The 14,122-nt window shown below is 34.5% G+C and carries 14 protein-coding genes and 1 rRNA gene; 3 read left to right on the top strand and 12 right to left on the bottom strand.

The features are described 5' to 3' along the window. Window positions 1-570: 570 nt before the first annotated feature. The gene (locus ACICP6_RS05295) at window positions 571-819 is read left to right on the top strand and encodes an ATP-binding protein (RefSeq protein WP_395462902.1); all 249 of its coding nucleotides are present in this window, start codon (window positions 571-573) and stop codon (window positions 817-819) included. A gap of 152 nt (window positions 820-971) precedes the next feature. On the opposite strand, the gene ACICP6_RS05300 is transcribed toward ACICP6_RS05295, so the two are convergent. The 8 genes from ACICP6_RS05300 to ACICP6_RS05335 all read right to left on the bottom strand — a co-directional run bounded on the left by ACICP6_RS05300 (window position 972) and on the right by ACICP6_RS05335 (window position 9,325). Beyond that, on the bottom strand, window positions 972-2,186 hold the full coding sequence (locus ACICP6_RS05300) for a heme biosynthesis protein HemY (RefSeq protein WP_395462903.1): 1,215 nt from the start codon (window positions 2,184-2,186) through the stop codon (window positions 972-974). Beyond that, window positions 2,183-2,914: a hypothetical protein gene (locus tag ACICP6_RS05305; protein ID WP_395462904.1), complete on the bottom strand. Its 732-nt coding sequence runs from the start codon at window positions 2,912-2,914 to the stop codon at window positions 2,183-2,185. Before ACICP6_RS05305 ends, ACICP6_RS05300 begins: the two co-directional genes overlap by 4 nt. Continuing rightward, entirely contained in the window at window positions 2,907-4,136 is a 1,230-nt protein-coding gene (locus ACICP6_RS05310; protein ID WP_395462905.1) for a lipoprotein-releasing ABC transporter permease subunit, read from the bottom strand. Before ACICP6_RS05310 ends, ACICP6_RS05305 begins: the two co-directional genes overlap by 8 nt. Window positions 4,137-4,261: 125 nt before the next feature. Further along, entirely contained in the window at window positions 4,262-5,563 is a 1,302-nt protein-coding gene (locus tag ACICP6_RS05315; RefSeq protein ID WP_395462906.1) for a sugar phosphate nucleotidyltransferase, read from the bottom strand. 120 nt (window positions 5,564-5,683) lie between these two features. Next, window positions 5,684-6,904 carry a hypothetical protein gene (locus ACICP6_RS05320; RefSeq protein ID WP_395462907.1) on the bottom strand — a complete coding sequence of 407 codons (1,221 nt, stop codon included), beginning with the start codon at window positions 6,902-6,904 and terminating at the stop codon, window positions 5,684-5,686. 76 nt (window positions 6,905-6,980) lie between these two features. After that, complete coding sequence (sdhD, locus tag ACICP6_RS05325) at window positions 6,981-7,346, bottom strand: succinate dehydrogenase, hydrophobic membrane anchor protein (protein WP_395462908.1); 366 nt, start codon at window positions 7,344-7,346, stop codon at window positions 6,981-6,983. Further along, window positions 7,343-7,720, bottom strand: a complete 378-nt coding sequence (gene sdhC / locus ACICP6_RS05330) for a succinate dehydrogenase, cytochrome b556 subunit (protein ID WP_395462909.1) — start codon at window positions 7,718-7,720, stop codon at window positions 7,343-7,345. Before sdhC ends, sdhD begins: the two co-directional genes overlap by 4 nt. A 101-nt stretch (window positions 7,721-7,821) precedes the next feature. Beyond that, window positions 7,822-9,325: ribosomal RNA gene (locus ACICP6_RS05335) — 16S ribosomal RNA — on the bottom strand. Between the two features lie 222 nt (window positions 9,326-9,547). Here ACICP6_RS05335 and ACICP6_RS05340 point away from each other — a divergent pair. After that, the gene (locus tag ACICP6_RS05340; RefSeq protein ID WP_395462910.1) at window positions 9,548-10,093 is read left to right on the top strand and encodes a hypothetical protein; all 546 of its coding nucleotides are present in this window, start codon (window positions 9,548-9,550) and stop codon (window positions 10,091-10,093) included. Between the two features lie 405 nt (window positions 10,094-10,498). Here ACICP6_RS05340 and ACICP6_RS05345 read toward each other — a convergent pair whose 3' ends face one another. The 4 genes from ACICP6_RS05345 to ACICP6_RS05360 form a co-directional block, all read right to left on the bottom strand. Beyond that, on the bottom strand, window positions 10,499-12,121 hold the full coding sequence (locus ACICP6_RS05345) for a recombinase family protein (RefSeq protein ID WP_395462911.1): 1,623 nt from the start codon (window positions 12,119-12,121) through the stop codon (window positions 10,499-10,501). Beyond that, window positions 12,036-12,239: a hypothetical protein gene (locus ACICP6_RS05350; RefSeq protein WP_395462912.1), complete on the bottom strand. Its 204-nt coding sequence runs from the start codon at window positions 12,237-12,239 to the stop codon at window positions 12,036-12,038. Before ACICP6_RS05350 ends, ACICP6_RS05345 begins: the two co-directional genes overlap by 86 nt. A 195-nt stretch (window positions 12,240-12,434) precedes the next feature. Beyond that, window positions 12,435-13,193 carry an ankyrin repeat domain-containing protein gene (locus ACICP6_RS05355; RefSeq protein ID WP_395462913.1) on the bottom strand — a complete coding sequence of 253 codons (759 nt, stop codon included), beginning with the start codon at window positions 13,191-13,193 and terminating at the stop codon, window positions 12,435-12,437. Window positions 13,194-13,401: 208 nt separating this feature from the next. Then, on the bottom strand, window positions 13,402-13,608 hold the full coding sequence (locus ACICP6_RS05360; protein WP_395462879.1) for a hypothetical protein: 207 nt from the start codon (window positions 13,606-13,608) through the stop codon (window positions 13,402-13,404). A gap of 204 nt (window positions 13,609-13,812) precedes the next feature. On the opposite strand from ACICP6_RS05360, the gene ACICP6_RS05365 reads away from it, so the two are divergent. Beyond that, window positions 13,813-14,076, top strand: coding sequence for a transposase (locus ACICP6_RS05365; RefSeq protein ID WP_395462617.1), 264 nt, complete (start codon window positions 13,813-13,815; stop codon window positions 14,074-14,076). Window positions 14,077-14,122: the final 46 nt, after the last annotated feature.

The raw sequence follows: 14,122 nt of genomic DNA on the forward strand, positions 1-14,122 counted from the left end.
CAGTCATCTTATCATGGAAGTGAAGCTATTGTATTTGCTTTCGCCAATCTGCAGATTAAAAGGTAAGGATTACTTAAGGTATCGGCGTCTTATGTTCAATTTTTTGCAGTACATAGGTACTGTATGTCTTTACAAAACTTCATCTACATCTAGGTTTTTACCTAAATAAGCTGAACGCGCTTATAAAGCGTTACAAGACATCAAAAAATGCCAATACTCGACAGAGATAGTAAAGGACTAGCTAACTCGGGTTTTCTTTGTCTTTTTTTCTGCTTGGTAAACTTCTTAAACACTTGCAGCGCAGGTTAGTTGCGATTAAAAGTAGCTGAATCTCGCTTGTCAGGGGTTTAAAACATAAAAAACGCCAGTACTTTAAAGCGGACAATAATCACAGGGTTCCTTTTGCCTTTTTTCTCATTTAGTAAATTTCTTAAATATTTATAGCTAACATGAACTGGGTAAGGTCAATAGCTTATTACCCTAGCTATAGAGACAAAGATCGAAATTTATTGATTTACGTCTCCAATTTTATCATGTATAACGGAGACAAAGATTGATATTTCGTATTTTATGTCTCCGTCATTTATTGATAGGCAAGCTGAGTTGAAGCAACTACTGGAGCTTACAGAAAAAAATACCGAATCTTTTGTAGTAGTCAAAGGAAGGCGTCGTATAGGAAAAAGTCGTTTAATTCAAGAGTTTGGTAAGCATTTCGAGCAATATTACTCATTTATAGGTTTGCCACCAGAAAAGCACACTACAATATCCCATCAACTTAATAAATTTTCTAGACAAGTTGCTAGACAATTTTTTTGCTAGATATGACGACTGGAGTATGGGCAGTTGGTGAACGTCTACCCTTTATTTTTGTTTATATGTTCTTATCTCACTTCTTTAATCTGTCAGTAAATTACTACAAAAAAAGCAGAGGCGCCATCTAATCTTTAGAAATACATAAGCTAAGGTTACATCTAGTTATAATACACACAATTAAAACTATTGCAGCTTGAACATTTATAATCCCATCGTTCTAGTTCTTTGATACAATTTTTACACTTCCAGCATGGATTAGGCAAAGCTTCTGAGCCCATCTTGTTTAGCCAACAAATTGCCTCATCGTGTTCTTGTAACACAACCTTAAGCTGTACCATAATCAGGTAGATTGACATGTAATTAGCTTTTTTTATAGCAGTGTTTAAATATTGATCTGCAAGATCATATTTACCTGAACTAATTGAGGATGAAGCAAGTAAACAGTAACTAAAATAATAATCAGGGCGTAAGTTGTATAGCCTTTCAGCACCTTCGCTATTTAAACTGATGTAAATTTTAGCTGATTGAGGAGTAGGATTTACTATATACTCTGCCTCTAGTACTGCAGAAGCTTTTCTGATTTTTCCAAGCCTAATATATAATTCTGCCTTTAAATAATTGATGGGCTGAAAAGTTGCACAATAACTTTGTGCTCTAAATAAAGACTTTATAGCCTCTTTAAAATTCCCTTTACTTTCATATTGCTTCGCTAAAGCACAATAAAAAACTGCCAACATTTCTTTACAATCAAAGGGAAGAAAAATATTGAACTTAACAGCCTCCTTTAACCTCAAAATTGCATTAATCCAATCTTCTTTCAATATGCAATGCTCTATTTGAAAGGGAATAGATAACATTTTATCATTAATTGAACTAGAGCAATATTCTATAAATTTTTGAAAGATTACCCTTTCTTGTTTTAGGTGAGCAATCAGCTTATTGGCTAGAAGTAGAGCTAAGTTACGATTTTTATTTGCAATATTTGTTAAACCATTACTGAAAAAACTGTAATTTCCCGTTTTACCTGAATTAAAGAGCTTTATTAAAGATAACCTATCGCTTTCCTCATTTAGATTTTTAACTAGCTTGTGAGCATTCTCTATATTGCCTAAATCTAGGCTAAAAAAAGCTTCAAAAAGAAGCAACTCTTCTCTGTCCCTTCTTCTACTTCTTATGTTGGCAAATGTTGATGAAATGGAAGAAAAAAAGCGTGCAAGTGCAATTAAAAAAAATAATAAAACTACACAAGCAAAAATAATGAAATATAGATCAATACTTATAGTGTAACTGCCTAATTCTAACCTTACTACTTCACCACTTACCTTGACCCATATGCCAAAAAAAGAGAGAGCGAAAATTATAAAATAAATCATGAGATATATTGTAATAAATGATGATATATTGTTGAAATATTCTTAGAAGCTACAATAAAATCATTTAATTTACTAAGCCATGGCTTAAATTCTGGGTGTGTTAAACTGCTTATTGTAGCAGTCACACTTTGCCAATCATGATCGTTTATTGACTCCTCAATTTCTGCAAACTTTACCCCTAATGGATCATTTCGATCATTTATCCTTATCCAGTTTGAAATGATTTTTTTAAACAATGTACTTTTATTATAGTTAATAACAGCAATGGTTTTTTCAAAAGATAATTTCAATTCGTGTAAAGTATTCACCTCTTTCAAATTTTCCAATTCATTTACTGCATTCTCTACCTCTGGATCGTCAAGCTCTGATATCAAAGGCTTTATTGAATTTATATGATTATCAAATTTTGCTTCTTGCAATAACGAATTCTTCATTTTAACTACAAGTAATAGCAATTTTGCGAGGTTCTTACATCTTGAGCTATTATCACCTTGCTCACATTGAGTGTGCAGACTCCTCTTGAAGTCAAAGATCCTTTTTTCTATTCTTGATTGATTAACTTCAAGCAACATCCTGAGTTCATCCATGCTTTCTGTTAAAGCTTTTACATTGTTTTCACTTTCTTGCTGATTTATTTTTAAAAAGATTATGTTATTTATTGTAATATAACCGGCAAACAATAACACAATTAAGAACCAGCCTATGTATTTTTGCTGAGTATCATTCATAACGTAGTATCTCCGCAGGATCTTGCGCAGCCGCTTGTAACGCAGGAGCAATTGTCGCTAAAAATGATAAAAATAATGCAAGTGCAGAGATATTTACTACGTCTTGAGGGACTAATATCACCGGCAAACTTGAAAAAAAGTATATCATAGGATCAAATAGTTTGACGTTAGTAATGCTTTCTAAAAATACTCTAATATTTTCAATATTGAGAGAAAAAACAACACCTATAACACAACCAAGACAAGTTCCTGTAAAACCAACTAGTAGTCCACAAGCACAAAATATACGCATAATGCTTCCACTTGTTGCACCAAATGTACGCATAATTGCAATCGCGGATTTCTTTTCTTGCACTATCATCATTAAATTCGAGATAATATTGAATGCTGCTACAATTATAATCAAAGTAAGAATTAAAAACATCACATTTCTTTCAGTTTTCAAAGCATTAAAATAGTGGCTTTGTTGTAATTGCCAACTTTCAGCCTCCATTCCCGTTTCTTTTTCTATAACATTTGCTAGCTTATCAGCCTTAGTAATGTCGTCTACAAATACTTCTATATTTCTTACACTATCTTTATAATTAAAAAAGGCCTGTGCTGATTTTATAGGCATATATATCAAGGTATTATCATACTCAAACATACCAATATCAAACATTGCTACAACTTTATATTTTTTCATTCGCGGCATTTCACCAAACAATGCATCAAATCCTTCAGGTGACATAAGCACAATTTTATCGCCATAATCAATATTCAAAGCTTCTGCTAAACGTGCACCTATTATTACCCCTTCATCAAATTTTTTTACATCACCAATAATTACATTATTTGTAATAGTAGTATTATTAAGCAGGTCTTTAGTTGACACACCTCGCACTACGCTACCTGCAATTTTACCATTTGCTGCAATAATGACTTGATCGTTGGTCATAGGAGTAGCTTTTAATATACCTGGAATTTTCTCAATAGATTTTGATACTGCACGGTAATCTGAATTAATGTTTCTATCAAAATAAACATTAATATGGCCATCAATACCAAGTATTGAGTCAAATAACTTTGCTCTGAATCCGTTCATTACAGACATTACCACTATTAGCGTTGCAACTCCAAGGGCAATGCCAATAATAGAGAATAAAGTCATTATAGAGCAAAATCTGGCATTTTTTGCTCGCAAATAGCGAATAGCCATAGTAATTTCAAAGGTAATGGACATTACATAAGGTTAAACATTATATTTTTGAAACTTCGTATAATTGTAGACTTTTCTTTATTTAAAAACTAGAGGTTTTTACTCCTTTAAATTTGGCAGAATTATAGAGTATCTTTAACATTAGAATTTCAAAATCTGCCATATATATCATCCAACCTCACTATATCATTATCAGATAAAAGCTCTCCTATTTGAAATTCAACTATTTCAAGTGGAGAGCTCGTGCTTCTATTTTCAATCCTATGGGAAACTTCTCTTGGAATTTCTATTACATGATCCTTCACTATAGCATGTGTTTTGTTGCCTAAATTTACATACCCAACTCCTGACAGTACTATATGGTATTCATCTCTATAGTGATGAAGTTGCTTAGAAGTGCAGCTTAATGGATTTATAAAAAGATATTTTATAAGAAAATTTTCACCCATTAAAATTACACTGTAAAATCCCCATGGCTTGACTTCTTTCCTTATCGCCTTTACTTTCTTAACTCTATTAATAAATGAAATTAGGCTTTTGTTTGGCTGCTTACAAGCTCTACTTAATAAATTCCTTGCATGACCTTCTGTCATAAAAACTGGTTCTTTTTTTCTGGTTGCTTGCTGAAATGACACCGGTTCTTTACTAAATTTCTTACTTAACTCTAAAACTGAATTCCAAGTTCCAACATCCAGCCAATCGAAATTAGCTTCTATCATTGCAACGTTTTCCGCTCTCTCCATCACCAAGTAATCAATAGATATGTCCTCAATTTCTTTAAGATCTTGCTGTTTTAAATACAGAAGTTTTTCTTGTGGTGTGAAATGTTTCACACTTGCAAAACATAAATTATAAAGATGCGGGACAGATTTTTTGATCTCATCTATGTAGCGTTTTGCTTTAAACACAAATATGCCAGAGTTCCAATAATGATTATTATCTAATTCATGCGCAGGTTTTTCTGTGAAATCTTTCACTATATGATATTTTTCTTTCTGATCATAAACTGTATTTATATAACCGTATTCAGAATTGAATTCATGAGGCTTAACCCCAAAAGTGACTATAGAGTTAGTTTCAGAGGCTAGCTTAGATGCTTTCTCAACAGAAGTATAAAAACTATCCAAATCACCTATAAAATGGTCTGAAGGCAGAATTAACATTATTTCATTTTCATCGCAGAGAAGCGCAGCAATTAATATTGCCACTGCTGTCCCGATTTTTACTGGTTCGAAAATCACTTTATATTCTTGCAGCGCATGTAACTCCTCCATCACTAATGACTCGTACTGTATATTTGTGGTAATTATGGGTGGCATATAACCATTTTTTAGTCTCAACAAAGTGTTGTGAAACATAGTGTTCTGACTAAATATTTTCTGAAATTGCTTTGGCTTAGATAAAGGCCAAAGCCTGCTGCCACTACCACCACACAGTATTACAGGGCGCATATAGTTAAGAAAATTAATTAAATAATTAATATCTTATACTAAAAGTAAAATGCACGCAAGTTTTTGTTGTGGAATAGTTAATAAAGAAAGTAAATGTTAATTTAAAGTAATGGCTGATTATTATCTCTGGTGTGATTGGGTACTTTTCTCTTGCTGTAACCTACTATTTTTTAATTCCTCAACATGAGAAGTGGTACCCGCTTTTTGAGATTCAGCTATTTTTTCTTCATTAATTTCGTTTTGCAACTCTAATTGCTCTCCACTAACTTTTTTACCGCTCTTTTGCTCCTCTCGTTCTCTCTCAATAAGCCTCATAGCGTCAAGCTCTTTCCATGTGCCTGTAAACTCATACTCAGGATAATCTTTCTCCTCTGGCTCTGATCTTTTTCCTTCTTTAACAACCGAATAATCATTCTTTGCTTCTTTCCAGCATTCTTCTAATTTACATTTCCACATAGTCAAGTAAGCATCACCATACTCTTCCTTATTTGCTACAAGTAATAAAATTGGAGCCTTAAGTATGGTAGCTCCCATATTTACTAAGTTCTTCACTACCGCTGCAGGGATGAACAAAAGATAGCCAAGAGACTTTGCAATTGGGTTTTGCTTACTGAGTAGATATTCCCCTAATTTCATAGGAAGAAAAGTCAACAATTTAGCACAAACTTTAGCCAAGCCTGCAACAAAAACAATAGGAACAGATATAAGACTCTTATCTAGCTCTAAGTTTCCGTTACGATTTCTAATTTCAAAAAAATCGATGCTTAGTTTCTTGTCATAACGAATATATGATGGTTCCCCATTTCTTCCTTTTTTATCGACAACTTTCTGAACTTTACCTTCTTTATTTTTTACCTCTTTAGTTAGCACAGAAGAGTTAGTTAGTTCAAATGGATATTGAGGATCATTAGTTTTTTGAGCTTCAAAAATTGGCACATATTCTCTAAGATTCAATCTTGAAAATCCAAATGGCTCATAAAATTCACTATAATCATCAATCTCGCGCCTATCTTTACTAACTAAAGCGCCAATAGTAAAATAAGACCTATCGTCCGTTTCCTTGACAAGAGTTAATTCAAAACTTGGTTGTCTTCCATCTTTGTCTTTCTCGCCATATAAAAGTTTATATATAGTTTTACCGTCAATATCTTTATCTTTACTTTCTATAATTTTTCCAGACTTTACAATTTCATCATAATTTTCTGGATACTGGCATTTTCTTCCATCATGTGTCATTCCCCTTCTAAGGTCTTTGACATAAACTTGAGATTCAGGTGAAGTCACTAGATCCTTCACTCCTAGCACAAGGTTCGTTCCCCACTCTTTCAATGACTCTAACATATTGCTAAACCAAAATCGCTATAATGCTATAGTAGAACTAGTACACTAATAATATATTAACATAGAATTGGCAATTTTACAAGAAAATATGCCTATAGAAGACAAAGATTGTAAAAGCAAGGACTATATAAGTAATGCTTGATAAGTACTTTATGCATGTAATTGTAAAAATCCTCAAAGGTATGCTGTGTATATAATCTTCGCACACTACCTGCATTCCAAGAACTGCGTGCCAAAAAATGCAAAACAACAATACAACAAAAAATAAAAGCTCTAAAGGGTGATTAATAGCCTGAAATAATTTTTCATTAAAAGATAAAGGGCTATCAGCATAAACTGCGCAAGAAAATGAATAAATAAACCAAGGAAATAAAAATAGTAAAATTACTGCAGAAACACGCTGGACCCACCAATGATGTACTGAATTTCCAGATTGACTCATATAAACATAAACAAAAAAGCCATAGTAGAAAGAAATAGCGTTATTGTTAGTAGCATAGCACTTCTTGAAACATCAGTAATTTCTAAATTAAGCCCAGCATCCCATAATAAATGACGAATACCATTAAGAAAATGATATACAAAGCTTATAAAACATAAGACATAAGCTAATTTAGCAATAGGAGTAGATAATAATGCGTTTAAGTACTTTACTATAAATAGCTCAGGAAAATAAACATATAATATGAAATACCAAGAAAGCACCATTAATAAAAAGAACAACAAGACACCAGTTAATCTGTGCATAATAGAGAAAAAACTAGTAACTTGTACTTTATATATTTGTAAATGTGGAGAAAGAGGCCTATCACTCATAAAAATTCTGTTATCAGAAAATTAAAATAAAGTAGAAGTAAAGACAGCAGTATAGTGCATAACAGCACCACTATTAAAAGTGGTGAATTATGCACAAAGCCTAAGGAGGTAATCCAGCTGCAGATTCCCCTACTGCTACCTTGTTACGACTTCACCCCAGTCACTGATCCCACTTTAAATAACTCCCTCCTTGCGGTTAGGTCGTTAGCTTCGAGTGAAACCAATTCCCATGGCGTGACGGGCAGTGTGTACAAGACCCGAGAACGTATTCACCGTGGCATGCTGATCCACGATTACTAGCGATTCCAACTTCATGCACTCGAGTTGCAGAGTACAATCCGAACTGAGATGGCTTTTAAGGGATTAGCTTAGCCTCGCGACTTTGCAGCCCATTGTAGCCACCATTGTAGCACGTGGGTAGCCCACTCCATAAGGGCCATGATGACTTGACATCATCCCCACCTTCCTCCAGTTTATCACTGGCAGTTTCCTTAAAGTCCCCAGCATGACCTGATGGTAACTAAGGATGAGGGTTACGCTCGTTGCGGGACTTAACCCAACATCTCACGACACGAGCTGACGACAGCCATGCAACACCTGTGTGAAACCCGGCCGAACCGACCCTATTCCTTCAAATAGGTATAATTTCCATGTCAAGGAGTGGTAAGGTTTTTCGCGTTGCATCGAATTAAACCACATGCTCCACCGCTTGTGCGGGTCCCCGTCAATTCCTTTGAGTTTTAATCTTGCGACCGTAGTCCCCAGGCGGAATGTTTAACGCGTTAGCTGTAATACAGAAAGTAAACTTCCCATATTTAACATTCATCGTTTACAGCGTGGACTACCAGGGTATCTAATCCTGTTTGCTCCCCACGCCTTCGCGCCTCAGCGTCAGATTTGAACCAGATAGACGCCTTCGCCACTGGTGTTCCTCCTAATATTTACGAATTTCACCTCTACACTAGGAATTCCTCTATCCTCTTTCAATCTCTAGATTAGCAGTTTTAAAAGCAATTCCAAAGTTGAGCTTTGGGATTTCACTTTTAACTTACTAATCAGCCTACGCGCCCTTTACGCCCAATGATTCCGAATAACGCTAGCCCTCTCCGTATTACCGCGGCTGCTGGCACGGAGTTAGCCAGGACTTCTTCTGTGAGTACCGTCATTATCTTCCTCACTAAAAGAGCTTTACAACCCAAAGGCCTTCTTCACTCATGCGGCATGGCTGGATCAGGCTTTCGCCCATTGTCCAATATTCCCCACTGCTGCCTCCCGTAGGAGTCTGGACCGTATCTCAGTTCCAGTGTGGCTGATCATCCTCTCAGATCAGCTATAGATCACTGCCTTGGTAGGCCATTACCCCACCAACAAGCTAATCTAATATAGGCTCATCTAATAGCAATAAATTTTTCCCCCGTAGGGCGTATACGGTATTAGTTGCCGTTTCCAACAATTATTCCGTACTACTAGGTAGATTCCTATACATTACTCACCCGTCTGCCACTAAGTTACATTATAGCAAGCTACAATATAACTCCGTTCGACTTGCATGTGTTAGGCCTGCCGCCAGCGTTCATTCTGAGCCAGGATCAAACTCTCAAATTTAGACTTCAACCTATAATAGGTTGAGGGTACATCGGATAAATCCGATAAAAAATAATTTAGCTTAATACTGCTGTCTTTATTTCTACTTTTGAAATATCTTTATTTCCAACTATTCAAACAACTTTGAAGATATTATTATGTGATATAATTACTATGTCAATATGTTTTTGCAAATCAAAAAGCATTAATATATAAAAATATATATCTATTGAGAATATTACTATGAAAAAACACATCTTTCTACTTGCATTGGCACCAGTGCTAATTGGCACAATATTGTACTCATTACGCAATATTGACGATGCAAAACAATCTACAATCGCAGGCAATAAGTTCTATGAAGTGTTATTTTCCAAAAAAGATAATAAACTACTAGAAGGGATAGACTCAAATTGGAAGCATTTAGCAGATTTTGAACGTGCATTTAATCATATCTCAGATTCAACGCCAACAGACACAGCATCTATTTATAGTGATCTAGCAGATAATAAAGATGTTCCTGGTGTTTTGCGTGAATTAGCACAATATTTAGAAATAATGAGCTTGCTGCACCTTGATGGTGAAAAAATAAATAAAGACAAAATTGATAATTTAGAATCAAACACAGTATATCCTTATTCAAGTAAAGAAGCCATTGCTATAATAAAGATACATAACAACGATACTAAAGGGGCAGTTGAAATATTGTATTCACTACTCAATGATAGAAAATGTCCTACTTTAATAAAGGCTAATGCGCAAGAATTACTCCGGATATATGGAAGTTAACTCATTAGACTTCTTGCATAACAAACTTTTGGCAGCGCGTTGGAGAAACGACTTGACAAACCTCGCCAGTCCTCTTATCATAAAAGTGAAGCTATTTTATTTAACTTCGCAATCTCTGCAGCAGATTAAAATGACAAGAAAACTTGTATTTGGCGTACTATTGTTTAATTTTTTGCACTATGTGCACCGTATGTCTTTATAAAATTTCTAGGTTTTTACCTACATAAGCTGAAACGCGCTTATAAAGCGTTCAAGACATCACCCAACGTCAAATTTTAAAATAGAGAGTGTAATAACTAGCTACTACGGGATTTCTTTGCCTTTTTTTTCTGCCTAGTAAATTTCTTAAACATTTAAACTAAGGTTAGTTGCACTTAAAAGCAGCTAAATTGCAGCGTTTAAGGCTTAAAAAACGCCAACGCGTTCAATACAATGTCGCAAATTAAAAATTCCTTCCTCCTGCGCTAGTTCTCTGATCCGAAATACCGCTTCTACCTGATTAAGACCAATGTTAATTTGTTTTATTAATGTCCTAATAATACCACATTTAGTTTGCCAATCTAGGTAGTCTAGGTTCGATTTTACACTAGAATAAAAACCCTTTATGCTATTGATAATAATGCTCATTCTCTCCTGTAGTGTCTTTTGATCAACAACCTTTTTCTTCTCTTCTTCTATTTCTTCTAAACGTTCCTTCATTTTTTTCATTGTCTGCTTAAATTCTTTCTCACTTATATATTTTTCCCCGCCTTGACTATAATAATCTTCCATTAGTTTTTCGATACCTTGTTTTATTTGACTTTCCCTTCTTGCAAATTTTTTATCTGATGATTCATCATTTTTATTTTCTGAAACTCTACGTTGGTACTCCCTTTTAATCCTTTCTGGGTTCTTTAACAAACTTTTTACTTCTTCCCATATAACCATTTCTAACATATCTGCACGGATATATTTATTGTCACATTTATCGTAACTATTAATCATAACACGCGCATTACAACGATAATAGCTATATGTTTTTTCCCCACTTCTACAATGTGAACCGGTATAAGCATATCCACAGTTTTGACATACAACTAGACCTTGTAGTAGATTTCTCTTTTTTCCTTTCACTCTCTGCATTCTTGCTCTTTTTTTATTTTCATCCAGTTGCTTTTGTACTACATAAAATAATTCTTCATCAACTATTTTTAGTACTGGTATATCAATCCAATTCTCTTTATCTATACGCTGGACAGATACTTTTTTTTGTTTAGACCTTCTTCCTGTTGCCTTCCATGATGCCATTTCAATCCTTCTTGATCTACCAAAAGCTGCTAGTCCTTTATATGCAGGATTTCTTAACATGCTACAAATCGTTGCTGGATACCAATTCTCCTGTCCAGTTCTTGTTCTAATTGACCTCTCTTTTAGCCTCAGTGTAGCTGCACTTATACTTATTCTTTCTTGACCTATCCACTCAAATAGTTCGCGCACTACTTTTGCTTCCTCTTCATTTATTTCAAATTTGGCTTCCCCTGTTACATTCCTTTTTATGTATCGATAACCATAAGGGGCTTTGCTCATTACACTTACATAACCTTTTTTTGCTCTATGGAGTTTTCCTCTACGACTTCTTTCCATAATCTTTGTACATTCATATTCTGCCACCAATCCTTGCATTCCTAACAAAAATTTAGACTCTGGATTATTTTCAGTCTTATGATTTAAGAATATTACTTCTACTCCTGCTTTCTCAAATTCATCAAGTAATATCATTTGGTGTGCAGATTTTCTTGACAACCGGTCAGGTGAATGAATATAAATTTTATCAATTTCACTTTCTGCTACTTTATCACGTAACGCATCTAAACCTTTACGCTCTAAATTCCACCCACTAACGCCGTCGTCCTTAAATTCATACTCATCTAATAACTCATGTTTGTCTGCAGCAATTCTACTCTTAAGCTCTGCAATTTGGCTCTCTATTGTATTGTTCTGCGCTTGGCTTCTCGATGAAACTCTCGCATACAAGGCTACTGTTGTCATTTTTTTCTTCCTCCTTTCCGTTATTTATTTTTACTGAATACTTTAGTAACTGCTCATAAGCATCTGCTAACTCATCAGGCTCATATCGACAGGTCACAGTTAACGTCCTTTTTCTCATAGTTTCTCCTGTAAATGTTTTTGTAGTTCAGGCACTCCCTTTTTCCATAAATCCATTTCCAGTCACTCTTGCGAAAAAGACGTAACTGTTACCCTTCGCTTCTATATAAAATTTTAGAAACCCATTTTAAGTGCTTTTCTATCTGCTCATCCAAATCTTCTAGTTCTTTATCTACCTCTAGCAGTGCCTTTTTCGCTAATGCTTCAGCTTTTCTCTTATTTCCTCTATCCTTTTTTCTCCTTTTTCTTTTAAATTTAGGCTTGATACTGTTTTCTCCACTAACTCACCTAGTTTTTCCATCACCTTTATTGTTTTTGCTTTTTCCACTTTTCCAAGTGACGAAAATTCTTCTAATATTAATTTTTTCACTTCTTTAAGATCCATAACTTTTGTCTCTAATTCTTTTACGTCTCGTTTATCACATTTCTCCATTATTTCCTCTATTGTTTCTCCCGCTTCTCCATACATCGCAGCCACATCTCTCATACTCACTCCCTTCTTTTCTAGGTAACTTGTCACCTTCGGGTAAATTTTTGCATAGTTTAGTGGACTACATCCAAACCTATCTATTGCTTCCATATCTCCTCTTGCATTTATTAGCACTTCTATTGTCTTTATTCTTCTGGCTAAACACGCTAAGTGTAGTGGCACTGCTTTATTATTCGATTTTGCGTTTACCTCTGCTCCTTTTTCTATTAGTGCTTTTACATTTTCCGCCTTTCCTGAAAACGCTGCTATGTGTAATGCTGTTTCTCCTCTTTCATCCGTAGCATTGATATTCGCACCTTGTTCTATTAATAACCTTATTATTCCAGCGTCCGAAAGTTGTGCCGCATAGTGCAATACCGTACGACCCTTTTCAAATCTTTCATTAATATTTAAAAACGGGTTCTCTAAAAATGCTTCTAGAAATCTATCAAACGCATTTTCCGCTTCTTTTCTGAACTTTACCATTATATACCTCACTATAAATTTACATAAAACCTTCCAATTTGGCTTACTTCAGTGCTAGAGAAATTTTTGATATTTACCTACACTATTCTAGCTATGCCTTTTTTACCATCAAAAGCAAGTTTTTTTTTACAAAATATACACAAATATCAATGTGCTGTATTAAGATATAAATATATATACTTAATATATTAAGTAATAAGCAAACCTCCTATCTTTCATCAATCGTTTTGATCACTTCGATCATCTCGATCATTTCAACCATTTCGGTTGCTATCTTGTTTAATGCCTTGTTAAAATCTTGTCTCATTACTGACTTATCTCTCTTTCTTATTTCTTCTATACTCATCACTTTCTCTTTTAACTTCGGTAAATATCTTCTTCCCCATATCTCTACTATTTCTCCAACTGACTCCACTACTTTATCGCATATCTCTGGTGTATCCCTCTCCTTGCTTTTCCAGAAATTTCCTCACCTCTTTATTCTTTTCATTGTCCTTTAGCCAATACATCGGTGTAATACCAAATTTATTCAGTTGGTTAACTGACCTTACCCAGAAAAAGTAGAGAGGAAGTTAAGCCATTTTTGAAGTAAAATAAAACATGATTATGAGGGCTTATTATGGTAAAGAACAGAAAAAATTACACAGTGGAATTTAAATTAGAGGCAATAAAGTTGGTAAAGGAAACGGGGCAGTCAGCAAGCAAAATAGCTAAAGATTTAGGAATAGATAACAGTACACTAAGTGACTGGATAAAAAAATATAACGAAAAAGGATCAATAGAAGAAGCATTTCCTGGTAAGGGAAAGTTGGCACCATGTGATAAAGAAAAGTTTGAATTAAAGAAAGAACTAACAAGAGTTACTAGAGAAAGAGACATTTAAAAAAAAGCCCTGGGATATTTTGCAAGTCACAAAGAGTAAAATATTT

The sequence above is a fragment of the Wolbachia endosymbiont of Cantharis cryptica genome (genome assembly GCF_964277405.1).
In the GTDB taxonomy this organism is placed as follows: domain Bacteria; phylum Pseudomonadota; class Alphaproteobacteria; order Rickettsiales; family Anaplasmataceae; genus Wolbachia.